The organism is Diaphorobacter sp. HDW4A (assembly GCF_011305995.1).
In the GTDB taxonomy this organism is placed as follows: Bacteria; Pseudomonadota; Gammaproteobacteria; order Burkholderiales; family Burkholderiaceae_C; genus Diaphorobacter_A.
The window spans coordinates 2,087,112-2,111,303 of sequence record NZ_CP049910.1 but is presented as its reverse complement, the minus strand read 5'-3'; the positions used below and the strand labels follow the sequence as shown (position 1 = coordinate 2,111,303).

20 protein-coding genes are annotated in these 24,192 nt (G+C 59.8%); 13 read left to right on the top strand and 7 right to left on the bottom strand.

All coding sequences use genetic code 11. The features are described from left to right. The first annotated feature begins 660 nt into the window (after window positions 1-660). The 12 genes from G7047_RS09495 to G7047_RS09440 all read left to right on the top strand — a co-directional run bounded on the left by G7047_RS09495 (window position 661) and on the right by G7047_RS09440 (window position 12,667). Window positions 661-1,254 carry a hypothetical protein gene (locus G7047_RS09495; protein WP_166304061.1) on the top strand — a complete coding sequence of 198 codons (594 nt, stop codon included), beginning with the start codon at window positions 661-663 and terminating at the stop codon, window positions 1,252-1,254. A 73-nt stretch (window positions 1,255-1,327) separates the two neighbouring features. Beyond that, window positions 1,328-1,759 carry a hypothetical protein gene (locus G7047_RS09490; RefSeq protein WP_166304059.1) on the top strand — a complete coding sequence of 144 codons (432 nt, stop codon included), beginning with the start codon at window positions 1,328-1,330 and terminating at the stop codon, window positions 1,757-1,759. A gap of 288 nt (window positions 1,760-2,047) precedes the next feature. Beyond that, entirely contained in the window at window positions 2,048-3,691 is a 1,644-nt protein-coding gene (locus G7047_RS09485) for a DUF4384 domain-containing protein (protein ID WP_240939425.1), read from the top strand. Between the two features lie 92 nt (window positions 3,692-3,783). Further along, the gene (locus G7047_RS09480; RefSeq protein ID WP_166304054.1) at window positions 3,784-5,031 is read left to right on the top strand and encodes a tetratricopeptide repeat protein; all 1,248 of its coding nucleotides are present in this window, start codon (window positions 3,784-3,786) and stop codon (window positions 5,029-5,031) included. A 124-nt stretch (window positions 5,032-5,155) separates the two neighbouring features. Next, window positions 5,156-6,046 (top strand): NAD(P)-dependent oxidoreductase, encoded by an 891-nt coding sequence (locus tag G7047_RS09475; protein WP_166304052.1) that lies wholly within the window; start codon window positions 5,156-5,158, stop codon window positions 6,044-6,046. 37 nt (window positions 6,047-6,083) lie between these two features. After that, a complete protein-coding gene (locus G7047_RS09470) occupies window positions 6,084-7,061 on the top strand; it encodes a tripartite tricarboxylate transporter substrate binding protein (RefSeq protein WP_166304050.1) in 978 nt (325 codons plus the stop codon). Between the two features lie 20 nt (window positions 7,062-7,081). Then, entirely contained in the window at window positions 7,082-8,515 is a 1,434-nt protein-coding gene (locus tag G7047_RS09465; RefSeq protein WP_166304047.1) for an NAD-dependent succinate-semialdehyde dehydrogenase, read from the top strand. Then, complete coding sequence (locus tag G7047_RS09460) at window positions 8,512-9,405, top strand: NAD(P)-dependent oxidoreductase (protein WP_166304045.1); 894 nt, start codon at window positions 8,512-8,514, stop codon at window positions 9,403-9,405. Before G7047_RS09465 ends, G7047_RS09460 begins: the two co-directional genes overlap by 4 nt. Further along, window positions 9,402-9,755, top strand: coding sequence for a hypothetical protein (locus G7047_RS09455; RefSeq protein WP_166304042.1), 354 nt, complete (start codon window positions 9,402-9,404; stop codon window positions 9,753-9,755). Before G7047_RS09460 ends, G7047_RS09455 begins: the two co-directional genes overlap by 4 nt. Beyond that, window positions 9,752-10,603, top strand: a complete 852-nt coding sequence (locus G7047_RS09450) for an alpha/beta fold hydrolase (RefSeq protein WP_166304040.1) — start codon at window positions 9,752-9,754, stop codon at window positions 10,601-10,603. Before G7047_RS09455 ends, G7047_RS09450 begins: the two co-directional genes overlap by 4 nt. A gap of 24 nt (window positions 10,604-10,627) precedes the next feature. Beyond that, the gene (locus G7047_RS09445) at window positions 10,628-11,854 is read left to right on the top strand and encodes an ABC transporter substrate-binding protein (protein ID WP_166304038.1); all 1,227 of its coding nucleotides are present in this window, start codon (window positions 10,628-10,630) and stop codon (window positions 11,852-11,854) included. An 18-nt stretch (window positions 11,855-11,872) separates the two neighbouring features. Next, window positions 11,873-12,667 (top strand): N-acyl homoserine lactonase family protein, encoded by a 795-nt coding sequence (locus tag G7047_RS09440; protein WP_166304036.1) that lies wholly within the window; start codon window positions 11,873-11,875, stop codon window positions 12,665-12,667. Here G7047_RS09440 and G7047_RS09435 read toward each other — a convergent pair. From G7047_RS09435 to G7047_RS09415, 5 genes are read right to left on the bottom strand one after another with little or no spacing between them, the layout of a single operon-like run. Further along, on the bottom strand, window positions 12,652-13,578 hold the full coding sequence (locus tag G7047_RS09435; protein ID WP_166304033.1) for a LysR substrate-binding domain-containing protein: 927 nt from the start codon (window positions 13,576-13,578) through the stop codon (window positions 12,652-12,654). The genes G7047_RS09440 and G7047_RS09435 overlap by 16 nt on opposite strands. A gap of 43 nt (window positions 13,579-13,621) precedes the next feature. Continuing rightward, window positions 13,622-14,467 carry an alpha/beta fold hydrolase gene (locus tag G7047_RS09430; protein ID WP_166304030.1) on the bottom strand — a complete coding sequence of 282 codons (846 nt, stop codon included), beginning with the start codon at window positions 14,465-14,467 and terminating at the stop codon, window positions 13,622-13,624. 19 nt (window positions 14,468-14,486) lie between these two features. After that, complete coding sequence (locus G7047_RS09425) at window positions 14,487-16,577, bottom strand: acetate--CoA ligase family protein (protein WP_166304027.1); 2,091 nt, start codon at window positions 16,575-16,577, stop codon at window positions 14,487-14,489. A gap of 5 nt (window positions 16,578-16,582) precedes the next feature. Further along, the gene (locus G7047_RS09420) at window positions 16,583-17,557 is read right to left on the bottom strand and encodes a tripartite tricarboxylate transporter substrate binding protein (RefSeq protein WP_166304023.1); all 975 of its coding nucleotides are present in this window, start codon (window positions 17,555-17,557) and stop codon (window positions 16,583-16,585) included. A 40-nt stretch (window positions 17,558-17,597) separates the two neighbouring features. Beyond that, complete coding sequence (locus G7047_RS09415) at window positions 17,598-18,755, bottom strand: acyl-CoA dehydrogenase family protein (protein ID WP_166304019.1); 1,158 nt, start codon at window positions 18,753-18,755, stop codon at window positions 17,598-17,600. A gap of 212 nt (window positions 18,756-18,967) precedes the next feature. On the opposite strand from G7047_RS09415, the gene G7047_RS09410 reads away from it, so the two are divergent. Beyond that, window positions 18,968-20,302 (top strand): MmgE/PrpD family protein, encoded by a 1,335-nt coding sequence (locus G7047_RS09410; protein ID WP_166304014.1) that lies wholly within the window; start codon window positions 18,968-18,970, stop codon window positions 20,300-20,302. 4 nt (window positions 20,303-20,306) lie between these two features. Here the strand turns inward: G7047_RS09410 and G7047_RS09405 are convergent, their stop codons facing one another. Together G7047_RS09405 and G7047_RS09400 are read right to left on the bottom strand one after the other, a co-directional pair. Beyond that, window positions 20,307-20,684, bottom strand: coding sequence for a hypothetical protein (locus tag G7047_RS09405; protein ID WP_166304009.1), 378 nt, complete (start codon window positions 20,682-20,684; stop codon window positions 20,307-20,309). A gap of 238 nt (window positions 20,685-20,922) precedes the next feature. Continuing rightward, window positions 20,923-24,189 (bottom strand): error-prone DNA polymerase, encoded by a 3,267-nt coding sequence (locus tag G7047_RS09400; protein ID WP_166304004.1) that lies wholly within the window; start codon window positions 24,187-24,189, stop codon window positions 20,923-20,925. Between the last annotated feature and the right edge of the window lie 3 nt (window positions 24,190-24,192).

Genomic DNA, 24,192 nt, shown 5'->3' with positions numbered 1-24,192 from the left:
CCCTCCTTCCCACCAGTACAGGACCAGTAGCCACTCTCCGCACGCAAGAAATTTACTATTTATTTTTCCCCGCCAAACAAGAATAGCTATGCAAGTGCAGCCACATTAAATGAATTGCAAACAATTATCCAGTTGCACTGCGGAATTTAATATTCAAATAACAAAGTTACACAAACAAACTACCTGGAAGTGGTGATCAGAACTCTCAATGACTCACCAATATGAGCTGAAATTACTCAACTCAGGTAACTAAAAGGCTCATTTTTAGACGCTTCAACACAGTTCATTCGACCAAATTAAATTTCCTGATTCATATTTCGGCCGTTGGATACATTCAAAACGAAATTTCATCGCAAATTTTCATCGGATTGCATCGATTACACATGCTCACTCACTAGTTTTTCAGCACGCTGGATCACTATTGTTTACATTGATTTGTGAGTGAAGGTGCTGTGGGACTGCGCCTCGCCACCACGTCAGCCAGCGAAATTCTGGTTACCCATTTCTGGCTATTTCTCCCAAACATCGAGAGTCAGACACTAAATCCAGACAAATGCACGAGGGAACAACAACTGCCTTTGTCCAGTTCGCCGCAATGTCTGGTCAACACATATCAAACCGGATACGCGGTTTTCACGACACGTTACAGGAGAGACAGTCATGAAAGCAATTGCCTTTATCGCGCTGACCGCAGTCGCCAGTGCAGCCTTCGCAGCAGGTCCGGTGCGTCCCGGCTCCATCACCATCTCGGGTATCAGCGAACAAAAGACCTATGCCAACGACAGTACGCTCAAGAACACCTCAGGCACCAACAACAAGGCACTGCAGAATGTGTCGAGCAATGCGGCAGACGTGGAAATCTTCTCGACCGGCAAGTCCTATCAGACCACCGATCTGAAAGACACGACAGTCACCAACGAAGCCAAGGGTGACCACTCCGTTGCTCGTCAGAACCTGGCAAGCAATAACGGCACCGTGGAAATCAAGGGCACATCCACGCAGACCGTTGTGGGCAATCAGGCCAACATATCCAATCTGGCAGATGGCAATGGCGCAGTGGCAACCCAGAACATTGCCTCCAACTTCGGCAACGTGACGGTTGCAGCCAATGCATCCTCGTATCAGTACGCCAGTCTGTCGGGCCGCTCGGCAGCGATCAACACAGCCAAGGGCTCGATGTCCATCGCTGTGCAGAACATCTCCTCGAACGACGCTTGCGCGGAAGACCCTTGCCCAGGTGGCCGCTGCCACTGATGGCATCCGTGACATCGGATTTTGGCGATCCGATGTCACTTCTCTTCTCTACAACTCGTAAGGAGGCCGCATCATGAAACACCGCTCCAGCGGTTATTTGCTGATGGCAACGGCTATCTGCCTGGGTGCACCCCTATGCGCGCTGGCGCAGGCGCCGGGTGAGGATCCCATCGTTCTGAATAAACAGGTCAGCATTCAAATGCTGCCGCTGAACCAAAACAGAACGACCAACCAGATCGATTACACCAACGGCATCCCGGCCTGGCAACAGGCCAAGTTGTCGCGTTACACGGCCAAGGCCTTCTCTGCTGACACCACCGGCATCTACACCGAAAAAGATGTGGTTCAGTCGGTCAAGACACAAAGCGGCAAGGTGACCTGCTCGCAATCGGTTGGCAGCAACACGCAGGCGGCAACGGCTGCGGGGGCGGCCAAAGGCCAGGTCAGTGCCAACGGAGATCAGGTCGTCGTGTTGCGTGGCGATCTGGTCAACGTGTGCTTCTGAAAAAGCGCTCTCGACGAGGACTTTGCGACGATGGAGGGCTGCAGCGATTCTTGCTGAATCCGCACGCAGGGGAAGCAGTCGCAAAGCCTCACTTTGGTTTTCAAGAAACAGTCACTTTGATTTAGACCCTACAACACACTCTCGGTGCTGCACAAAAAAGGGAGGCATGCCATGACTGCTGGTACATCCATCTCACGCGAGACATCTCCAGTACGCCGCACATCTCGGCTTTCGCCGTGGCTGGCTTGTGCAACCAGTGTGCTGTTACTCAGCGCCTGCACGACTCCGATGGACCCGCGCAAAGACGCGAAATATCACGAAACTGCCTACACTGCGGACCGTCCCACGGTGCGCCCTGTACGCTCGATTTCAAGTTTTTCCGATTCGCTGATGTGCATGGACGAAATGCTGCGTGCCGCACAGTTGCCCACCACACTCATCACCAGCAAGACGTTCATCGACTACTCGACACGCGTTCCCGTGGGGATCAAGGAAATGATCATCACGGCCCTGTCGCAGATGTCGCGACGCTCCAATGCCTTCCGTTTCGTGGACTACGAGGTCAACATTGTCCAGCAGGACACCGTGCAAAACCTCACCACGATACTGCTCAACAACAACCAAATGCAGTTGCAGCGGCCTGCCTTGTACATGTCGGGGGCGATTGCGTTTGTGGACCAGAGCGTTCTCAGCAATCGCAATGACGCCGGGCTTTCCGGGCCACGCATCGATCTCGGAGTCAGCAAGAGTGCCACGGCCACGGTGATCGGTCTCGAGATGCACATTGGTGATTTCCGGACCCGCACGTTGATTCCTGGACTGGACTCCGCCAATGAGGTGGTGATTGGCGGCGGCGGGCAAGGCCTTGACTTGGCCGGCCGCATCGGCACCTATGGCGTGACGTTCAACGTCGGGCGCGACTACGCGATCGGTGCTGGAGGTGCGATGCGTACTCTGGTGGATTTGGCGACCATCGAGTTGATCGGCAAATGGTCACGTGTGCCGTACTGGCAATGCCTGACGCTCGATCAGACCCACCCCGACTTCCAGCGTCAGATGCGCGACTGGTATCTGGAAAGCGGCGGCGTCGCACAGGCCAAGCTCATCCAGAGTTCGCTGATCGCACAGGGCTATCTGGCACCAGGTACCGAAGTGCTCGAAAAGGACTCACGCGATCTGCGGGATGCACTCTCACGCTTCCAGACCGACAATGGACTGGTTCCCAACGGCACGATGGACTTCCGCACCTACGAGCGTGCGCTGAACCGCTTCGTCACTCTCGACAATTCTGGCCACCTTCAGCGCATTGGTTGGGCCTCGTCCGGCCCCAACGGGGGCGGGCAGGAAGGCAAGGCCTATGCGGGATATCTCCCTGTCAAGAACGCCAAGGAGCTGCAACTCGCATCGACCACCGGGCTTGATCGCACCATCGATCTGCAAATCAAGAACCCCATCGGACCCGGCGACAAACCGACCTTCGAGGTCGGGGAGCAGGTTTTCGCAGCAGCCACCGTGTCGCGCGCATCGCACGTGTACTGCTACTTCAATGATGCCATCGGCAACGTCATGCGCCTGACACCCAACAACGTGACCCCGAATTCGCTGGTGTCTGCCAACACGGTGCTGCGCCTACCTGACTGGCTGGTTCCCAACCCCGCCTTCATCATGGATGCAAGTCAGCCCGGGACAGAACGTCTGGCCTGCCTCGCCACGGCCGACGACGTGATGGACAAGCTACCCGCTCCGCTTCAAGGCGCAGGCGTGGTCAACGTTCCAGGCTACCGCTCGATCGAAGACGTGGAAACGGCCTTCCGCCATGCGCTGGGTGACGAACCCTACTCCAAGGCCGAGGTGCAGTGGCGCGTGATCCCCAAGAAGGCACAGCCGGTGCAGCAGCAGCCCACTGCAAACAAGGCTGCACCCAACGCCTGAGCGTTGCGGCATGTCGGATATGGACGACGGGGCGGCCTGAAAGACTCGCCGCCTCAGTCGACAACACGTAGAGCCACCAGAGGAGGAGCCCGATGCGCAAAGATACCGTCGCCAAAGGCGTGCGCCGCGGCTGCATGGCGCTTTGCATTTCGATGCTCGCACTGCACGTCATGACCACCGCCGCACAGGCGGTCGTGCGCGCCATTCCCGGCGTGCAGATCCAGCCGCCGAACACGTCAACGGCTCATCAATCGCCCGTGCAACCTGCAGGTGTCACATCACCCTCGTCTATTCAGCCGGCAGGCACCTCCGTTGCACCACCGCCCATCAAACCGACGGGCCAACCCGGAGCCGCTGCCCCGAAACTGATGGACCCGGACGAGAACGACACCGATGCAGAGCGTATCCGCAAACTTGAGGCCACCGCGCTCGTCAACGCCAAGCGCGGCAGCGCAGCCGATCGCCTTGCCGCACGCACCTCATGGCTGTTGGGCCTGCTGTTTCTTCACGGTGAACACGCACCTGTTGATCGCGCACAGGCACAGAAATGGTTTGAACGCGCCAAGTCCATGAACGAGCCATTGGGCAATGCGGGACTGGCCTGGTGCGAAATCGATGGTTGCAGCGGCCCGCCCTCTCCACGCTCCGCGCGCCCCTATCTCGCACCGCTCAAGAGCGCAAACCCTGGCCTCGCGCTGTTTCTGGATTGGTCCATTCAGGAGCGCATGGCTCCGGTCCAAGGCAACAGCGTCACACAATCGATGCACTCCAGCCCCGAAGTGCAACGCATGCAATTGCTCCAGCAAGCTGCGCAGGCGGGCAACGCATCGGCACTCAACGAACTGGGCCTCATCAACGTGAGCGCATCACGTTACGACCTGGCCATGCAGCAGTTCACTACCGCTGCAAAACGCTCTCCCGCCGCTGCATCCAACGCCAATCTGCTGAGCATGCGCATCGAGCAAAACCAGAAACCCGTGGCAGGCCAATCTCCGAGCGAGCGTGCTGAAGGCTGGTTCGCCCAGGCTCGTCGCTATCACCGCGGCGACGGCGTACCCTCCAACTACGCCGAAGCCATCCGCTTCTACCAACTCGCCGCAGCAGCGGGCTACCAACCCGCGCGCCGTATGCTCGAACTCATCTATTCGCGCCCTGCACCCGGCGGCTCCGTCAACGTCGCCTGGATGCGCCAACTCGCCAGCATGGACGTGACGGCCGAAGGCGCCATCCTGAGCGTTTCCACGCCGCCAACGCCCCTGCTCTTCGTGCGCGACCTGACGCCGCTGTATGAGTTCATTCCGCAGGAATGGAGGAGAGACAGGAGCGTAGGCCAGCGGTGATGCACAATCTTCCGGCTCCCCGCCAGCATCAAGAGACATTCCAAAATCTAATGTCATAAAGATCAAATCTCCCCCTTGGTTCGTGTAGACGTAGCTAAATTTCTACCAACCAACTGGGGACAAAATGAACATTGGATTTATCGGTCTGGGCCGCATGGGCTTCTCGCTCGCACGCTCGCTCTTGAAGAACCAGCAAAGATTGACGGTCTTCGACCTCAACGCAGACGCTGCACAAAAGCTCGAGGCGGAAGGCGCCATTGTGGCCAAGGATGTGGCCAGCCTTTGTCAGGGCTGCGATCTCGTTTTCACCATGCTGCCCGGCCCCAAACAGGTCAAGCAGGTTGCGCTCGGTGAAGGCGGTGTCATCCAGAATCTTCGCCCCGGAGCGATCTATATCGACATGAGCACTATCGACGTGGACACCGTCGATCTGTTGAACGAGGCGTTCTCCAGCAAAGGCTTCGTGTTCGGTGATGCCCCCGTCGGCCGCCTCGCCATGCATGCCGACCGTGGCGAATCGCTGTTCATGCTGGGCATCGATGAAAAGCAACTGTCCACCATCGAGCCCGTTCTCTACAAGATGGGCACCACCATCCATCACTGCGGGAAGGCGGGCAGCGGCACCCGCACCAAGATCATCAACAACATGATGGTGCTGTGCTACTGCCAGATCAACTCTGAGGCGCTGGTGTTGGCCAAGTCACTTGGACTCGATGTGAGCAAGACCCTGGACGTGCTCGTCAACACCACGGCCAGCAACGGCCAGCTCAAGGAAAAGTGGCCCAAGAAGGTGCTCGCTGGAGATCTCACCCCTGGCTTTGACCTTGCACTCGGCTACAAGGACATCTCGCTTGCATCCAGCGCCGGTGCGGCAACCCAGGTGGCCCTGCCCGTCTGTGATACCGCCAAAAACGTGTTTCGCATGGCATTGGCCGCAGGCAAGGCCGGGCAAGACACCTCCTGCCTGACCGACTTCTGGGCCGAGGCCAACGGCATCGAAAAGATCCGACTCTGAGCGCATGCAAGTCGATCAAAACACAACGGAGACAAAAATGAATATCACGCGAAGCACTGTGCTCGCCATCGCTGCAGCCACCGCACTGGCTACCTCGACGCTCGTTTCGGCCGCAGGCTATCCCGAGAAGCCTGTCACGATCACGGTCGGCTTTTCGGCTGGTGGCCCCACCGACATCGTGGCCCGCGTGCTGGCCGAAAAGCTCACACAGAAATTCGGTCAGAGCTTCATCATCGACAACAAGGCTGGCGCCAGCGGCGCGGTGGCAGCCAATCTGGTGAAAAAGGCCACGCCAGACGGCTACACATTGATGATCGGCAGCAGCAGCACGCTGTCCATCATTCCGTATGTTCAGAAAGGCGTGCAGTTCGATCCCATCAAGGACTTCACCCCCATCGCATTGGTGGCCAGTTACCCGTACTACCTGACAGTTCCGCCCGATTCCAAGTTCAAGACCTATGATGATCTGGTGGCGTTCGCGCGCCTGAAAGGCAATCAGCTCACCTATGGCTCGGCTGGCAATGGCGCCATCAACCATCTGGCTGGCGAATGGTTCAAGAGCGAGACCGGCATCAACTCGTTGCACGTGCCCTACAAGGGTGACTCTGCCGCCGTAATCGATCTGGCCGCAGGTCGGGTGGACTTTGCTTTTCTTGCCGGCGTGGTCGCGATTCCGCAAGTACAGGCCGGCAAGCTGCGCATTCTGGCTTCAGCCAGTTCCGCTGCCGACAAAGGCTTGAAGGACACGCTGGTCATTGGTCAACAGAAGCTGCCCGGTTTTGCCGCCGAACCATGGAACGGTCTGATGGGGCCTGCCGGATTGCCTGCCGATGTGGTCAACAAGCTGAACGCTGCGGTCAACGAAATCATGAGCAGTCCGGAAGTCAAGACCAAGCTGCTCACGCTCGACCAATACCCGCTCACCAGTACCTCTGGGCAGTTCAAAGACTACATCCAGAAACAGTCGACGCATTGGGCTGGCGTCATCAAGAAATCCAACATCGTCTTCGATTGAATCGAGCAGGAGACAAGTGCATGCAATATTCACAGTTCATCCATGGCGAGTTCTGCGCGGGTTCGTCGTCCGAAACCTTCGAAGTGATTTCCCCATCGACCGGTCAAATGATCGGCAGCTACGCCATGGCATCCATTGCCGATGTGGCCCGCGCCATCGACTGCGCCAAGACCGCGCAAGCCAGTTGGAAAAAAATGAGCGTGCTCCAGCGCTCCGAACTCCTGCGCAAAATCGCCACCGAAATGCGCGCCGATCGCAACAGCTTCGCCACACAGATCGCCAGCGAACTTGGCAAACCCTACAGTGAAGCGCAAAAAGAAGTGGACATTGCCGCTGAAATGTTTGAATGGTCGGCCGAAGAAGCTCGTCGCCTCTATGGCCGCGTGATTCCTGCACGTGCAGCCGGCATTCAGCAAATCGCGCAACTGGAAGCCGTTGGCGTGGTCGCAGGTTTTTCAGGCTGGAACGCGCCGGCCATCACACCGTCACGCAAGATCAGCGCGGCCTTGGCCGCAGGTTGCGCCATCGTCATCAAGCCCTCCGAAGAAACCGCAGGCGTCGCGCTGTTGATCGCACAGGCTTGTCAGCGTGCAGGTGCACCAGCAGGGCTTGTCAACATGGTGTTCGGCAATCCGGCGGAGATAGCCGACCAGTTGTGCAGCGCCCCTGACATCGCCATGATCACTTTCACCGGCGGCACCGAGGTCGGCAAGCAACTCGGCGCCAAGGCGGCTTTGCATATGAAAAAGGCCACGCTGGAACTCGGCGGCCACGCGCCTGTGATCGTCTGGAGCGACGTGGACGTCGACAAGGTAGCGGCCTCCACGGTCGCCACCAAATACCGCAATGCCGGCCAAGTGTGCACTTCTCCCACGCGCTTTCTGGTGCATGAGAGCATCTATGACGCCTTCTGCGAAAGCTTTGTCACGCACGCCCGAAAAGTTCGCGTGCTCGATCCGTTCGACGGACAGGCGCAGATGGGCCCGCTGAAGAACAGGCGCCGTCTCCATGCCATCGACCAACTGGTGGAAAACGCCAGACAGTCCGGTGCTGAGGTGCTCACTGGCGGCAAGGCCATGACCGGTCAACCCGGCTATTTCTATGAGCCCACGGTGATTGCGTTGCGAGACAAGACAGCCGACGTATCCCGCATCGAGCCCTTTGGCCCTGTCGCCTTGATCATCCCGGTCAAGGATGCCGATGAAGCACTCAAAGAGGCCAACAGCCTGCCCTTTGGCCTTGCCGCCTATGCTTTCACCAACGACATGAAGCTCGCACACCGCTTCGCCAACGAGATCGAAAGCGGTGTGGTCTGCATCAACGAACTGCAGGCATCGTTGCCCGAAACGCCATTCGGAGGTTACAAGGACAGCGGCCTCGGCTCAGAAGGCGGTATCGAAGGCCTGCGCGAATTCCTCAGAGTCAAGTGCGTGCGTCAGGGAGGACTGGCATGAGTGGCAAGCCCATACTTGGCTTCATTGGTGTCGGCGTGATGGGCATGGGCATGTGCAGAAATCTGGCACAGAAATCAGGCTGTACAGTGCTCGCCGCCGATCTGAACATCGAGAATGTCCGGTCTCTTGCGCCGAACGGGGTGATCGCCAGCAGCGTCCAGCAGATTGCAGAGACCGCGAGCATCGTGTTTCTATCGCTACCCGCCATTCAGCATGTCGAAGCGGTATGCACGGGTGCCGATGGTCTGCTGGCTCACGCCAAGGCACTCAACACCATCGTGGACATGAGCACCAGCGACGTCGAACGCACCCGCCAATTGGGACGGACGTTGCAGCAAAGCGGCATCGGGCTCATCGACGCCCCCGTCGCCCGCAGTCGCGAGGCCGCGAACAACGGCACGCTGCTGATCACCGTAGGTGCCACCGAGGCCCAATTCTCCACCATGAAGCCATATCTCGAATGCATGGGCAGTGACGTTCTGCATTGCGGCCCAACGGGTGGTGGCCAGGTGGTGAAGATATTGAACAACATGGTGCTGCTCAATACCGTGCACACGCTGGCCGAAGCGTTTGCAATGGCGGAAAAGTCCGGTGTCTCCAAGGACCTGCTGGCCCATGCTCTGGGCCTTGGCTCCGCCGCCTCGTTTGCGCTCAAGCTGACCGGCGCCAACTATCTGGCCAAGGATGTCTTTCCGGAAAAAATGTTCTCCACGGCCTATGCACTCAAAGATCTGAAGCTCGCACTTGAGCTGTCGAACACGGTCCGGCTCAGCAACCAGATCACCACGCTGACCGCAAGACAGTTGCAAAGATCGATCGATGCGGGGTTTGCCGACAACTACTACCCCGTGATGTACCGCGTCATTGCAAAAGGAGAAGACCCGACATGAGCACCTCACTCGCGCCACCGGACGACTGGCTCGTGCATCGAGGCCGGTACGTCAATGTGACTTTCCTTCTGCAAAGCGACGAGAAGGAGCTGCTTATCCGCATCCATGAAGGCGCTATCGAGAGCATCAAGAGCGGCCCTTTCGTGATGCCGCGCTGGACCTTCCGTCTCGCCGCCGATGCATCCTCCTGGGACAAGTATTTCGCGAGCACGCCCACTCCGGGCTTTCACGACTTGATGGCAATGATCAAATTCAAGCACCTGCGCCTCGAAGGTGATCAGCACTCGTTCATGAGCAACCTTCTTTACTTCAAGGATCTGATCCGCTCACTCAAGGGAGTCGTGCAATGAATCGCCAGAACATGGAGCCCATCTCCGGCGGATACGTCAGCGTCGACATCCAGGGTCGCAACCATCGCATCTATGTCGAATCGGCGGGCCGGGGTCAGCCGCTCTTGTGCCTGCACACCGCTGGCAGCGACTCGCGCCAGTACCGGGACATACTGAACAGCAAGGAGATCAACGAGAATTTTCAGGTGATCTGCTTCGACCTGCCCTACCACGGCAAGTCCTCGCCACCCGAAGGGTGGGAGAAACACGAGTACAAGCTCACGTCCCAACTGTATCTGGACACCATCCTCGGGGTGATGGACGCGCTCGACATTCACAAACCCGTTGCCATGGGCTGCTCCATCGGTGGACGGGTGGTGCTGCATCTGGCGTTGCGCGCACCCGAGCGCTTCAAGGCTTTGATCGGACTGCAGTCCGGCGCACATGTCGCGCCCTACTACAACCTCGAATGGCTGCATCGGCCCGATGTGCATGGCGGCGAAATCTGCGCGGGCATCGTCTCCGGCCTGATCGGCCCGAGGGCCAAGGACGCCGACCGCTGGGAGACGCTCTGGCACTACATGCAAAGCGGCCCGGGTGTGTTCAAGGGCGATCTCAACTTCTACAAATCCGAAGGCGATCTGCGCGAACTGGTGAGCCGCATCGACACCGCACTATGCCCGCTTCATCTTCTCACCGGAGAGTTCGACTACTCATGCACGCCTGACGATTCGCGGGATCTCTCCCGGAGCATCGCGGGATCGCAATTGAGCATCATGCCCGGCATCGGTCATTTCCCCATGAGCGAAGCGCCCGACGAGTTCATCGCCCATCTGCTTCCTGTACTCCAACAGATTCAAGCGCAATAAACCAAAAGACTCAGGAGACAAACCATGAAGTTCACACAAAAATCTGCGGCGATTCTTGCGGCTATCACCCTCGCATTTGGCGCTGCCCATGCGCAGACCGGCGGCTCAAAGATATCGGACGGGGTCGTCAAAATCGGCGTTCTGACCGACATCGCAGGCCCGTTCATGGACAACGTCGGCAAGGGCTCCATCGTCGCCACCGAAATCGCCGTGGAGGAATTCGGTGGCAAGGTGCTTGGTATGCCCATCGAAATCGTGACAGCAGACCACCAGAACAAGGCGGACATCGCGTCGACCAAGACGCGCGAATGGCTGGATCGCGACAAGGTGGACGCCGTGACCGAGCTGGGCAACAGCGCCGTGGCACTCGCCGCCATGAAAATCGCCCAGGAAAAGGGCCGCATGTCCATCGTGACTGGCGCTGGCGCTCAGCGCATCAGCAATGAGGACTGCTCGCCCAACAATGTGCACTGGGTGTATGACTCGTATGCACTGGCCAACGTCGGCACGAAATCACTGGTCAAGAAGGGCTTCAAGACTTGGTACTACGTGACCGCTGACTATGCATTCGGCCACTCTTTGGAAAACGACGGCAAGAAATTTATCGAAGAAGCCGGAGGCAAGGTGCTCGGCTCATCCCGCTACCCTTTCCCAGGCAACGACTTTGCGTCCTACATCGTCAAGGCCAACGCCAGCAAGGCCAATGCCGTCGCCATCGCAACAGCAGGGCTTGATCTGCAAAATGCCATCAAGCAGGGCCGCGAGTTCGGGCTGGGCGCAGGCGGCCAAGCCAGCGTGGCCATGCTCATGAGCCTGATGGATGTGCACGGTCTCGGTCTCAAGAACGCGGGCGGCATGATGTTTGCCGAAACCTTTTACTGGGACTACGACGAAGAGTCGCGCAAATTCGCCGACAAGTTCATGAAGAAGATGAAGCGCATGCCGACGGCGCTGCAGGCGGGTCAGTACTCCGCTATCCGCACTTATCTGAAGGCTGTGGAACAAGCGAAGACGGACGACGTCGCGGAGGTCATCAAAACCATGAAGACCATGTCCATCAACGACGCCTTCGCCAAGAACGGCAAGCTGCGCGACGACGGCAAGATGGTGCACGACATGTTCCTGGTGAAGGTGAAAACCCCGGCTGAATCCAAGAAACCCTGGGACTACTACCAAATCGAAGAAACCGTGCCCGGCAAGGATGCTTTCGAAAGCCTTGCACAGAGCAAGTGCCCTCTGGTCAAAAAGTAACCCGCGGCAACCACCACCATGCGGGCACACGGCATCACCGAGTACGAGGTCTACGCGATCAAGTATGCGAGCGTCGAGCGCACAAGACAAAGCAATTTTCTGGAGCCGATCGATGGCGACCCCAATGCGTTGATGCCGCTGGACTTTTTTGTCTGGCTGGTGCGGGGAGCAGGTCGGCTCCTGCTGGTGGATACCGGCTTCAGCCAGATCTCCGCACTCGCACGCAAGCGATTCTTCCTGCAGGAGCCAGCGCAAGCACTGTCAGCCCTTGGCATTCAGGTGGAGGACGTCAGCGACATCGCCATCACCCATCTGCACTACGACCACGCGGGCAATGTGAAGCAATTTCCCAACGCCCGAATTTGGTTGCAGGAGCGTGAGATGGCCTACGCCACCGGCAAGTGCATGTGCGACTTGAAGCAGAATCACTTTTTCGCGCTTGACGATATTTCAGTGGTTCTCAAACGTCTGTATGAAGGTGATGTGCGCCTGATCGATAGCATGCATTCGTTTGCTGCAGGGATCGAGTTTCATCGCATCGGGGGCCACACCGATGGCCTGCAGGTCGTCCGCGTGATGACCACCAAAGGCTGGGTCGTGCTTGCATCTGACGCAGCGCATTACTACGAAAATCTGGAAAAAAAGAATCCCTTCCCAGCCATTTACAGCAAAGCCGACATGATGGATGGCTACGAACTGATCCGGCAATTGGCGGATGGCGAGGACAACATCATTCCGGGCCACGATCCCAAGGTCTGCACGCGATTCGAGCCGCTCGATTTACCCGGCGCGCACATCTACCGCATCGCCTGAGGTTCGGGAGTCGTTGCCGATTGGGCGACCTGCTCCCTGATCCAATCCCGAAACAGCATCACCTTGCGTGCGTGCCGCTGCAGTTGCGGGCGCACGAGGTAGTACGAGGAGCCAGTGCGTACCGGCAAATTGAAGGGGCGAACCAATCGCTGCGCCTTCAAATCGTCGGCCAGCAGCGAGGTCTGGCCGATGGCGATACCAAGCCCTTCCACTGCTGCCTGCCAGGTAAGCACAGAGGTGCTGAAACGCATGCGTTCGGTGCTGGCGATGTCCTCGTCGTAGCGGCACAGGCGCGTCCAAGTGGGCCAATCATCCTGACGGTAGTGCGACACCAGCAAGCAGGTACGCAGCAACGCGCGCGGATAGCCCGCGTCGGGCGCATGCTTCTTGAAGAATTCGGGGCTGCAGACAGGCTCGATGATGTCTTCGAACAGAAAGTCTGCGTCCTGTCCCTGCCATGCGCCGTTGCCCATCTGGATGGCGAGATCGACGTTGTCGCGGTCGAAATCGACTGGCTTGACGGAGTTGGTGATGACGACCGAGATGTCCTTGTAGCGCGCATGAAAATCCGACAGGCGCCGAATCAGCCATTTGGCAGCGAAAGTGGTGTAGGTCTGAATGCGCAACGTGTTGTCAGAGCCGCTGCGCATGATGCTCGAAGTGGCCTTGGAGATGGCCTCAAAGGCTGGCGCAATTTCCTCGCCATAGAGCACGCCCGCCTGAGTGAGGCTGATGCCGTGGCGTTCGCGGCGAAAGAGCTCGATACCCAGATAGGTCTGCAGCACATTGAGCTGCTTGCTCACGGCCGACTGGCTGATGTGCAGTTCCTGCGCGGCCTTGGTCAGGTTCTGAGTGCGCACGACGGCGTCAAAAACCTTCAGGGGATTGAGCGGAGGCAGCTTTTTCGACATGGACCGATTGTAGAAGCGTCAGCGCGGTGCATTGGACTGGATTTCAACGCTGCGCGAGCCAGTAGTTGAGCAACACGTTGACCGTGGAGGCTGCGTCGTATTGCACCCAATGCCCCGCATTCGGAATCACCATCCACTCTCGCTCCTGACGATTCTGCGCAAGGAATTCTGCAGCCTTCACGGGCTCGGCCGTCACGTCCTTCTCGCCCCAGAGCAACAGCATAGGTGCGAGCACATCGGGCAGCGCGTCGGCCAAAAGCGGCTTGTGCGAATAGGTCTTGCTATAAAAGCGTGTCTTCTCGCACGACTGCTCGTGAATCCAGCAGGCGTGCGCATCGGCCTCGCCCGCAAGCATGAAGGCTTCGAGGTTTTGTTTGAGCGCCATCGCGCGCTCTTCGCCCACAAAATCGCGCCAGTTCTGCATCGCCACCTCGCGTGGACGACGCATGCCATGGCCCGCGCTGCCAAGCAGCGTGAGCGTGCGGATCTGAGGCATGTTCTGTGCGACCTTTCCAGCAATCAGGCCACCAAACGAGAATCCGATCAGATGAAACGGCTGCTTGCCAAGTTGATCCTCGATGCCATGCCTGAGCGCCTGCACCAGCAAATTGAGCCGCGCGGGATCGCGCGCGGGCAGATCGAAATCGGTGGAATCGCCAAAGCCCGGCATGTCCGGCAGCAGCACGCGGTACTTGCCCGCAAACGCGTTCACGTTGCGCAGCCAGTGCAACCATGTGCCGTGACCACCATGCAGAGCGACGAGCGGTACTGCCTCGGGGTCGCCCCACTCGCGCCATTGCACGCTACAGCCCTCATGCTGCGTGACATGCATGCGGGCCGTCGCTTGCAGTTCACGCGCGAGTTCGGGAGATGGCTCGACTTCGCTCATGTGTTCGACCTTCGATTCATCAGGCTTGCAGAATCAAGGCATCCACCGCGAGCACGCCCTCGCCTTCAGGCATGACCATGAGCGGATTCACCTCGGCCTCGCTGACCTTGAGGTCCGGGCGCACGGCCAGATTCGACAGGTTGGCGATGGTCTGCGCCAGCGCCTCCAGATCCCCCTTCTTCGTGCCGCGCAAGCCCGCCACGGTCTGCAGCATGCGGACCTCGCCAATCATCTCGCGTGCGACCTCGACGGTCACCGGCGCAAGACGGATGCTGCGATCCTTCATCACCTCGGCCCAGATGCCACCGGCCGCGAGCATGATGATCGGCCCCGCATCCACATCGATGCGGTAACCCACCAGCACCTCGGTCAGGCCCTTGCGCATGGGCTGCACCAGTACCTCGTTGCATGGAACGCCGGGCGCGCGCTCGGCCAAGTTGGTCTTGAGCGTGCCAAAGGCCTCGGCCAGTTGCTCCGCGTTCTGGATGCCGAGCACCACGCCGCCGACCTCGGTCTTGTGCGGAATCTGCGCAGAGCAGACTTTGGCGACTACCGGGTAGGCAAACGGCAATTCCGTGGGTGCGGCGTCCAACGCAAACGTGGCGGCAGGTGCGTGCGGCACATTCAGTTGGTCAAGCAGCGCGTAGGCATCCGATTCCTTAAGCGAACGCGCATCGGCCACCTGACCAGCCGTAGCTTGAAGCCCCGGCTGGCGGCGTGCGAACACGGAGGCAATCGCATCGGCGCAGGCCTCGGGCGTGCGAAAGCATGGGATTTGCGCGTCAGTCAGTTGCGAGAGTGCGAGGGGCGCATCGGGAACGAGCATGGCGAGCAGCGGCTTGTCGTGATTTGCACTGTCGATGATGGGCTTGACGGCCAGATCCGGATTGAAGCGCGCAGACGAGCCCACCACTGCCACCACCAGATCGAACTCTGGTGCCTCGAGCAGGATATCGAGCGCCTTCTTCATTACCTCGTACTTGGTGCCCGCCAGTGTCAGATCGAGCACGCGGCCAGCGGTGCCGGGGATGTCTGCGGCCTGCAGCTTGGCCAGCGTTTCGGGCGAGACGGACTCCACCGTCACATCGCGAATGCCCAACTGGTCCACCACCATCGCAGCACCGCCGCCGGTCGTGGTCACCACGCCGACGCGCTTGGTTGTCTTGCGCTCAAGCGGCAGCTTCTTGGCGAGCGGCATCACCTCGAACAGCGTCTCCAGCATCTCCACCCGCACGACGCCCAGGTCCTTGAGGAGGGCATCAGCGATGTCGTCCTCGCCCGCAAGCGCGCCGGTGTGCGTGGCCGACATCTCAGCCGCTGCGCTCGAGCGGCCCAGCTTGTAAGCCACCACCGGCTTGCCGCGCAGAGCAGCCTCGCGAGCGAAGGCCTTGAGCTTGTCGCCGTGGTGCAGGCTCTCCAGAAACAGCACATAGCCCTCGATCTGGGGATCATCGAGCGTCGCCATGCAGATCTCGCCGACGCTCAGATCGACCTCGCTGCCGACCGAGACCAGGCCCGCAAAGCCCACGCCGCGCGCCTTGCCGCGCGAGACCAGCGCTCCGATCATGCTACCGCTGTGCGATGCGACGAACACCTTGCCGCTGGGCATGTCGGGCTCGGCGAAGGCAGCATTGGCCGTGAGCATCAGGCCGTTGGATGGGTTGACCACGCCAAGGCTGCTCGGGCCGAGCAGGCGGATACCGGTTTCCTCGGCGATCTGGCGCAGTTCCTCTTCACGTGCCGCACCCTCAGGGCCAGTCTCCGAAAAGCCGCTCGCCAGAATCACGACGAGCTTCACGCCAATGCGCGCGCATTCGCGCACCGTGTCTACTACGGTGTCGGTGGGCGACAGCACGAAGACGGTGTCGGGCACCTCGGGCAGCGCCGCGAGCGAGGCCCAAGCCTGCTCGCCCTGCACTTGCGTGCGGTTGGGATTGATCGGATAGACCTTGCCCGCAAAGCCCGCGCGACGCAGGAACTGCTGGGGACGACCGCCGGTCTTTCTGGTGTCGTCGGAGGCGCCGACCAGCGCCACGCTGGCTGGATACAGCAGCGCCTTGCACAGGTCGGAGTAGCCGGAATAGTTGAATTTTTTGCTGTTGCTCGACATTGAAATCAGTTCCCGATGTTGGCCTTCTTGAACTGGTCGGCCCAGAAGGCCACTTCCTCGTTCAGCTCAGTCTTGAATTCTTGCGGAGAATTGCCGATCAAAACCGAACCTTGCGGAATCAAAGTGTCTTTGAAGGTCTTTGTCTTCACGGCCTTCTGGACCACGGCGGCCAGCTTGTCGATGATGGGCTTGGGTGTTCCGGCGGGCGCGAGCAACGCGTTCCACGAGTCCGACTTCATCTCCGGCACGCCCAATTCCTTGAACGTGGGCACGTTCGGCAGGCCTTGCAGGCGCTGTGGCCCCGCGATGGCGATGGGGCGCACCTTGCCAGCTTCCAGATTCGGCATCGCACCAGTCGATGTCATGAAGGCCACGTCGATCACGCTGCCCATCAGGTCATTGATCACTCCGGTCGTGCCACCATAGGGCACGTGGACCATCTTGATGCCGGTAAGCTGCTCCAGACGCAGCATTGCCATGTGCTGCGTGCCGCCCTGTCCCGTGCTGCCGTACGACAGACCATCCGCCTTTTTCTTGGCCAACGCCTCGAACTCCTTCCAGTTCTTGGCGGGCAGATTCGGGCTCACCGCCAGCACGCCGGGCGCGGACGATATCTTGGAGATCGGCTCAAAGCTCTTGATCGGATCGAATCGCTGCTGCGGAAACACGTACTTGTTCATCGTCAGCGGTGATGCGGCGATCAGCAGCGTATAACCATCGGGCTTGGCGCTCGCCACCGTTTCGGAGGCGATGTTGCTGGTTGCGCCCGGCTTGTTCTCGACGATGAAGGAGCCCTTCAGTTCCTCCGACAAAGCACGCGCCACCAGTCGCGCGGCCACGTCGGTGGGGCCGCCCGCCTGGAAGCCGACGATGATCTTCACCGGACGCGATGGGTAGTTGTCAGTGTCTGAAGCGTGGGCGCCCGAGAAGGTCAGCGCGCACAGCGAAGCGATGGCAAGGGTTGCGATTCTGCGTTGCATGATGGTCTTGTCTCCGTCAAAGGATGATTGCGGCGCGGGCTTATTGCGCCTTCGGTGCGCGCTGCGAAAAAGTGCGATCGAACACGCCTTCGGCGATGCGGTTCTTGAGGATTTCGATGGAGCCGCCCGCGATCATCCAGCCGCGTGTGCGACGCACGCAATACTCGATCAGCGCCTCCTGGCTGAAGCCCATGCCGCCCATGACCTGCAGCGCGTCGTTGGAGACGTCCCAACCCGCCATGTTGCAGGCGAGCTTGGCCATGGCCGTGCTCTGTGCGCTCGGCAGGCCGTGCTCGCCCTCGAGCGCGGCCTTGTAGAGCAGCAGTTGAGCCTGCTCGAGCTTCATCCACATCTCGGCAAACTTCCACTGCAGGCCTTGGAACTCGCAGAGTTCGCGGCCGAACTGTTTGCGGGTCAGCGCATGTTCACGGGCGTGGTTGAACGCATAGCGACCCAGCGCCAGCGCACGCGAGGAGTTGCCCAGACGCTCGACGTTGAACCCCGAGATCTGCTTCTTGAATCCGCCCGCGCCGAGCAGCACGTTGGCCTTGGGGATGCGGCAGTTCTCGAAATACAGCTGCGACCATTGCTCGCCGTTCATGAAGTTCGATGGTTTGCCCACTTCGAAGCCGGGCGTTCCCTTTTCGATCAGCACCGATCCGATGCCGCCCACGCCGGGGCCAAAGCGCACGTAGATCAGAAACAGCTCGGCCTCCGGGCTGTGGGTGGAGAACACCTTGCTGCCGTTGATGATGAAATCATCGCCATCGGCCGTCGCGCTGGTCTTCAGCTCGGTCACGGCAGAGCCCGCATCCGGCTCGGTCATGCCCAAAGAGATGAGTTTTTTTCCAGCAAGCAGGTCAGGCAGAAAACGCTGCTTCTGCTCCGGCGAAGCGTACTCGACGAAGGTGCGAATAGGACCGAAATTGCCCGCCTGCACGATGTCCGCACTCTTGGGGCAATGCAGAGCCACTTGCTGGATCGCCAGCACCGCATGCATCAGCGTGCCGCCCTGGCCACCGTCTTCTTCGGGAAAGGTGATGCCCAACAGACCTTGCTCGGCTAGCAGCTTGGCGGTTTCCCACGAATAATGCGGCGAATGGGCACGCTCCAGCGCTCCGGGTGCCAGCTTGTCCTTGGCAAAGCGCGCGACGCTGTCCGCGAATTCCTGATGTTCCTGGGAGAGTGTGAAATCCATTTTCGGTTGCCTCAAAGCGGTGTGGTTCGATGACTGGATGATGCAGTGGCATCGCCGCTTCCAGTTCTTCCCGTTTCGCTTTCAGAAATAACCAAATAACATATCTAAAAGACAACTCGTCTTCCCGCACGTGGGCGTTTCCCTTGATGATCGGGGCATTCCTGCAAACCGCAGAGACAAAAACTCCCACTCTTTTTCGGAGCCAGATCATCATGTTCGTCAGCGAAAAGCTAGGTCAGTACACCGCCGATTTCCACACTGCCGCCGTGAGCGACAACGTGATTCACCACGCCAAGCGCGCGCTGGTCGACTGGTATGGCGCGCTGCTCGCGGGCTACCCGATGGCGCCCACGCCGATGGTGGAAAAATCGCTCGCGCTCGAACTCGATCAGGGCCGTGCCCGTTTGCCACTCGGCCGCGCCGCATCCACGCGCGCAGCCGCGCTCATCAATGGCACGGCATCGCACACCGCCGAGGTGGACGACATTTACCGTGAGGCCATCTACCACCCAGGTGCGCCCACGTTCTCGGCCGCCATGGCCGTCGGCCAAGCGCTGAACGTGAACGGCATGGCGTTCCTCAAGGCCTCCATTGCCGGATACGAAACCTCCACCCGCATTGGTCGCACCATGGGCCGCACGCACTACAAGCACTGGCACAACACAGGCACCGTCGGCACCTTTGGCGCAGCCACCGCTGCGGCCTACCTGCTGGGCCTGAATGCCGTGCAGACCGCGAATGCCATCGCCCTCTCCGCCACCTTCGCGGCAGGCCTGCAACAGGCCTTCAAGTTGGACTCGCTGGCCAAACCATTGCACTCGGGCCGCGCCGCAGAAGCCGGAGTAACCGCCGCGCTGATGGCGCAGCAAGGCGTGATCTCCTCGCTCGACGTATTCGAAGGCGAGGTCGGATTGGGCCGGGCCATGAGCAACGGCCCCGACTGGACCCATGCACTCGACGATCTGCATGCGCAGTTCAACATCACATCGATGACCTTCAAGAACCACGCCTGCTGCGGCCACACCTTCGCACCCATCGACGGGGCGCTCACGCTGCAGCAGCAACACGGCATCGCTGCAGAAAATATTGATCGCATCATCATCGCCACCTACTCACCCGCCATTGCCGTGGCCGGAAACACCAACCCCACCACCGCTCCCGAAGCGCGCTTCAGCATCCCATTTGTGGTCGCGACCGCACTGATCCACGGCAGCGTGCGCCTCGCGGCGTTCGATTCCGAACGCCTCACCGCCCCCGCCATCCGCGCACTGATGTCACGCATCGAGCTGCAAGTCGACCCAGCGGCAGACAGCAAATTCCCCGGCCAGCGCTCGGCCCAAGTCACGATCATCACGCGCGACGGCAAGGAGCATTTGATGCTGCAACCCACCCGCAAGGGCGATCCAGACATGCCGCTGACCGATGTGGAGTTGAACGACAAGTTCATCGAACTGGCGGTGCCAGTGCTGGGTGGGGAACGCAGTGCAGCGCTGTCTGAGGCGCTGTGGCGGATGGAGGGCGCGGGGGATTTGTCCGCGATGTGCTGAGCTACTAGGGCGAACGCGGGAACATCCGGCCCACGTGAACATATACGAAATCAGGCATGGCCTTTGCCTGCTTTCGCAGCCGGTATTTATCGACAAACTCCAGCGAGCGTGAACCTTGAGCGTGCTTGAAGCCATCAATGGCATCTGGCCTCAGAAGCTGCCAGGGGCCTGTGTAGCTAAAGTCTTCCGCCCCCTTCCAATCCACCTCCCCCTTGAACATCTCCTTCAAGCCGAGATTGAACGCTTTGGTATGGGCGTTCTGCATAGGATCCGAATGATTGGGCGTGTTCCACTTCACTTCGCGCACCCGTATGCATTCCTGCTGAGACTCAGGGCCTTTCTCCGCACAGCGCTGTCGAGCTGCCTCCACCTCGATCACCATTTACCGCCTGTTGTCGCCGAACCTGGTTCTCAGCGTTGGAGACCCATCGAAGCTCCAGCGCGAGCTGTCCGCAAAGACAAGTGTCAGCAATGGCGGCGTGGAGCCCTGCGCCAAAGTCATGGCGAATTTTCGGACCTGAGGCAGCATTGCCATCACGCGCTGGGTAAGTGCAAAAACCTTCAAATTTTCGCCGATCAAACGTCCTGATCTGCCACGATGTCGTTTCAGATTCAAACAATCAATGGAAATCCCGGCTGCCGTTAAGCACCGGACCCAAACGACCAAGCAACGGGGTGAGATCCTTCACCCGTTCAGCGATCAGATGGCGTGTTGCGTGCTGCGGGGTGCCCTCGTTGGGGCGGCTGCATTGCCAGAGGCCTTCCACCGCCAGCATGCGCGAGCGCAGCAGCGGATCACGCCACTTCTCCAGCATCGACGGCCAGACCACCACATTCACCGTGCCGGTTTCGTCTTCGAGCGAGACGAACATCGTGCCCTTGGCCGTGCCGGGGCGTTGGCGCACGGTGACGATGCCCGCCGCCCGCACCCGGCGGCCGTTGGGCACCTCAAGCAGTTGCGCTGCGGTGCGGATCTTCCAACGATTCAGTCGCGCGCGCAACAGAACCAGCGGATGCTGACGCAGCGTGAGGCCCGTGGCGCTGTAGTCGAACAGAATCGCCTCGCCTTCCTTCGCCTCGGGCAGCTCGAGGCGGTCCTCGTGCGTGGGAGCCTCGCGCAGCAAGGGCGGCGCACGCAACTGAGCTGCGGCCTCCCACATCTGCTGGCGACGATGGCCCGAGAGACTGATGAGCGCATCGGCCGCCGCCAGCGCCTGCAGGTCGTGGCGGTCGAGCTGTGCGCGCAGGGCCAGATCCTGTGCGCTCTCAAATGGAGCTTGCGTGCGCGCTTGCAGCAAACGCTCAGCCGCTGAAGCATCCAGATGCGCGACGAAATTCAACCCCAGTCGCACGGCGGGCTGTGAAAATTCAACATTGCGAAGCGGCTCCAACGGAGCTTCAAGCGTGCAGAGCCGTTGACTTTGCGTGACATCCACCGGCAGCACCCGCACGCCATGTCTGCGTGCATCCTGCACGAGCTGCGACGGCGTGTAGAAGCCCATGGGCTGCGAATTGAGCAGCGCGGCCAGAAAGCATGCGGGCTCATGACGTTTGAACCACGCGCTCGCATAGGCCAGCAAGGCAAAACTGTAGGCATGGCTTTCGGGAAAACCGTATTCGCCAAAGCCCAGCATCTGCTGGAAGATCTGCTCGGCAAATTCGCGCCTGTAATCATGGGCAACCATGCCCTCGATCACACGTTCCTTGAAGTGATGCACGCCGCCCGTGCGCTTCCATGCGGCCATGGAACGGCGCAGCGAATCGGCTTCGGCAGCAGAAAAACCGGCGGCCGCCATGGCGATCTGCATGACCTGTTCCTGGAAGATGGGGATGCCGAGCGTGCGCTCCAGCGCGGGTTTGAGTTCCGGCTTTTCGAGTTCCAACTCCAGTCTTTTGCGCTTGCGTTCGCGCGCAATGAGATACGGATGCACCATGCCGCCCTGAATCGGCCCGGGCCGCACGATGGCAACCTCCACCACCAGATCATAGAACTCGCGCGGTTGCAGACGCGGCAGCATGCTCATCTGGGCACGACTTTCAATCTGGAAAGTGCCCACGGTGTCGGCCGCGCAGATCATGTCGTAGGTTGCGGGGTCCTCATGGGGAATCTCGCTGAGCAGCGTCCACGGTCGCTCGCGAATCGTGTTGCGCATATCCAGACAGCGGCGCAACGCGGTGAGCATGCCCAGCGCCAGCACATCGACCTTGAGCAGATTCATCGCGTCGAGGTCATCCTTGTCCCATTGGATGATCGTCCGCTTTTCCATGCTCGCGGGCTCCACTGGAACGAGGCGCGTGAGCTTGTCCTGCGTGAGCACGAAGCCGCCCACATGCTGACTCAGATGGCGCGGAAAGCCGTACAGCTCTCTCGTCAATCTGAACCACCAATGCGCCGTATGCGCGCTGATGGTCTCGCTCACATCATGGGCCAGGCCCAGCAGGCGATCTTCAGCCGCTGCATCGTCAAACCAATGATGGTCTTTTGCGAAGGCATCGACCAGGGCCGGTGCCACGCCCAATGCCTTGCCCACGTCGCGCAGCGCGCTGCGCAGCCGGTAGCTGATGACGACGGCCGTGATCGCCGCGCGGTCATGGCCGTATTTATCGTAGATGTACTGGATGACTTCTTCGCGCCGCTCGTGCTCGAAGTCGACGTCGATGTCTGGTGGCTCCTTGCGTTCTTTGCTGATGAAGCGCTCGAACAGCAGATTGCCTGTCTCGGGCTTCACAGCAGTGATTCCAAGAAAATAGCAGGTCACCGAGTTGGCCGCAGAGCCTCGGCCCTGACAAAGAATCCCCAGTTTGCGCGCCTGCCGCACGATATCGTGCACGGTCAGAAAGTACATCTCATATGCGAGATCACCGATCAGATCGAGTTCGTTGTAAATCTGGTTCTGTATGTCGAGCGGAATGCCGTGTGGATAGTGACTGCGCGCGCCCTCCCATGTGAGTGCGGCCAGCGTCTGTTGAGCGCTCTTTCCCGGCAGAACGGTTTCCAGCGGATAGTTGTAGCGGATCTGATCCAGCTTGAACTTGCAACGATTCGCGATAGCAAGCGTGGCTGTCAGCAATGTCGGAAAATAAACTGCGGCCAACTCAGCGCGTAATCGCAAATGGCGCTCTGCGTTGGCATCCAGAGCAAGACCACAGTCCGCCACGCTGCAGCTCAATCCCACGGCGGTAATCACGTCAAGCAGCGGCTTGCGCTCCGCCTCATGCATCAATACACCGCCCGCAGCAACCAGCGGCAAATTCAATTGCTCGCCCGCCTGCTCCAGCATCTGCAGCCAAAGGCTGTCGCCCGAGCCCTTGTGCAACTCCACCGCAATCGCGAAATCACAGCCCAGCATGGCCCGTGCACTCTCCAATGCCTGCACAAGACACGCCACGCCGCCATCCGCCTTCATGAAGGCGGCGCGATGCGGCGCAATCAGCAATTCGCAGCCATGCAGCAACCGCCAGGAAGACTCGGTCGTCAGCCGGTAAGAGCCCTTGAGCGCCGCTCCGCGTGCGGCTGTGATGAACTCGCACAAATCGCCCCAACCCTGCAGATCGCGTGCCAGTGCGACGATGCACAGGTCGCCGAACTGGAACTCGCTGCCATAGAGCAAGGGCAGCTCGAAATCTCGCAACGCTTCGCCTTTATTCTGAGCCTCTTTGCGTTTGGCCGTTAGATGCTGCACCGCCAGCCATGCTCGCACCACCCCCGCCACGGAGCACTCATCGGTGATGGCCAGTGCCGCATAGCCCAGTTGCTCAGCGCGCTCAACCAGTTCGGATGGATGTGATGCCCCGCGCTGAAAGCTGAAATTGCTCAGGCAATGCAGCTCCACATAACCTGGCAAGGCAAGCGTTGGCGGCAAGGTGTCGGCGACTTTCCGGGACATGGC

What these genes read in the sequence shown, in the direction of transcription:
- G7047_RS09495 (WP_166304061.1), top strand. Translation starts at nt 661, where the DNA reads ATGAAAGCAATTGCCTTTATCGCGCTGACCGCAGTCGCCAGTGCAGCC.
- G7047_RS09490 (WP_166304059.1), top strand. Translation starts at nt 1,328, where the DNA reads ATGAAACACCGCTCCAGCGGTTATTTGCTGATGGCAACGGCTATCTGC.
- G7047_RS09485 (WP_240939425.1), top strand. Translation starts at nt 2,048, where the DNA reads ATGGACCCGCGCAAAGACGCGAAATATCACGAAACTGCCTACACTGCG.
- G7047_RS09480 (WP_166304054.1), top strand. Translation starts at nt 3,784, where the DNA reads ATGCGCAAAGATACCGTCGCCAAAGGCGTGCGCCGCGGCTGCATGGCG.
- G7047_RS09475 (WP_166304052.1), top strand. Translation starts at nt 5,156, where the DNA reads ATGAACATTGGATTTATCGGTCTGGGCCGCATGGGCTTCTCGCTCGCA.
- G7047_RS09470 (WP_166304050.1), top strand. Translation starts at nt 6,084, where the DNA reads ATGAATATCACGCGAAGCACTGTGCTCGCCATCGCTGCAGCCACCGCA.
- G7047_RS09465 (WP_166304047.1), top strand. Translation starts at nt 7,082, where the DNA reads ATGCAATATTCACAGTTCATCCATGGCGAGTTCTGCGCGGGTTCGTCG.
- G7047_RS09460 (WP_166304045.1), top strand. Translation starts at nt 8,512, where the DNA reads ATGAGTGGCAAGCCCATACTTGGCTTCATTGGTGTCGGCGTGATGGGC.
- G7047_RS09455 (WP_166304042.1), top strand. Translation starts at nt 9,402, where the DNA reads ATGAGCACCTCACTCGCGCCACCGGACGACTGGCTCGTGCATCGAGGC.
- G7047_RS09450 (WP_166304040.1), top strand. Translation starts at nt 9,752, where the DNA reads ATGAATCGCCAGAACATGGAGCCCATCTCCGGCGGATACGTCAGCGTC.
- G7047_RS09445 (WP_166304038.1), top strand. Translation starts at nt 10,628, where the DNA reads ATGAAGTTCACACAAAAATCTGCGGCGATTCTTGCGGCTATCACCCTC.
- G7047_RS09440 (WP_166304036.1), top strand. Translation starts at nt 11,873, where the DNA reads ATGCGGGCACACGGCATCACCGAGTACGAGGTCTACGCGATCAAGTAT.
- G7047_RS09435 (WP_166304033.1), bottom strand. Translation starts at nt 13,578, where the DNA reads ATGTCGAAAAAGCTGCCTCCGCTCAATCCCCTGAAGGTTTTTGACGCC.
- G7047_RS09430 (WP_166304030.1), bottom strand. Translation starts at nt 14,467, where the DNA reads ATGAGCGAAGTCGAGCCATCTCCCGAACTCGCGCGTGAACTGCAAGCG.
- G7047_RS09425 (WP_166304027.1), bottom strand. Translation starts at nt 16,577, where the DNA reads ATGTCGAGCAACAGCAAAAAATTCAACTATTCCGGCTACTCCGACCTG.
- G7047_RS09420 (WP_166304023.1), bottom strand. Translation starts at nt 17,557, where the DNA reads ATGCAACGCAGAATCGCAACCCTTGCCATCGCTTCGCTGTGCGCGCTG.
- G7047_RS09415 (WP_166304019.1), bottom strand. Translation starts at nt 18,755, where the DNA reads ATGGATTTCACACTCTCCCAGGAACATCAGGAATTCGCGGACAGCGTC.
- G7047_RS09410 (WP_166304014.1), top strand. Translation starts at nt 18,968, where the DNA reads ATGTTCGTCAGCGAAAAGCTAGGTCAGTACACCGCCGATTTCCACACT.
- G7047_RS09405 (WP_166304009.1), bottom strand. Translation starts at nt 20,684, where the DNA reads ATGGTGATCGAGGTGGAGGCAGCTCGACAGCGCTGTGCGGAGAAAGGC.
- G7047_RS09400 (WP_166304004.1), bottom strand. Translation starts at nt 24,189, where the DNA reads ATGTCCCGGAAAGTCGCCGACACCTTGCCGCCAACGCTTGCCTTGCCA.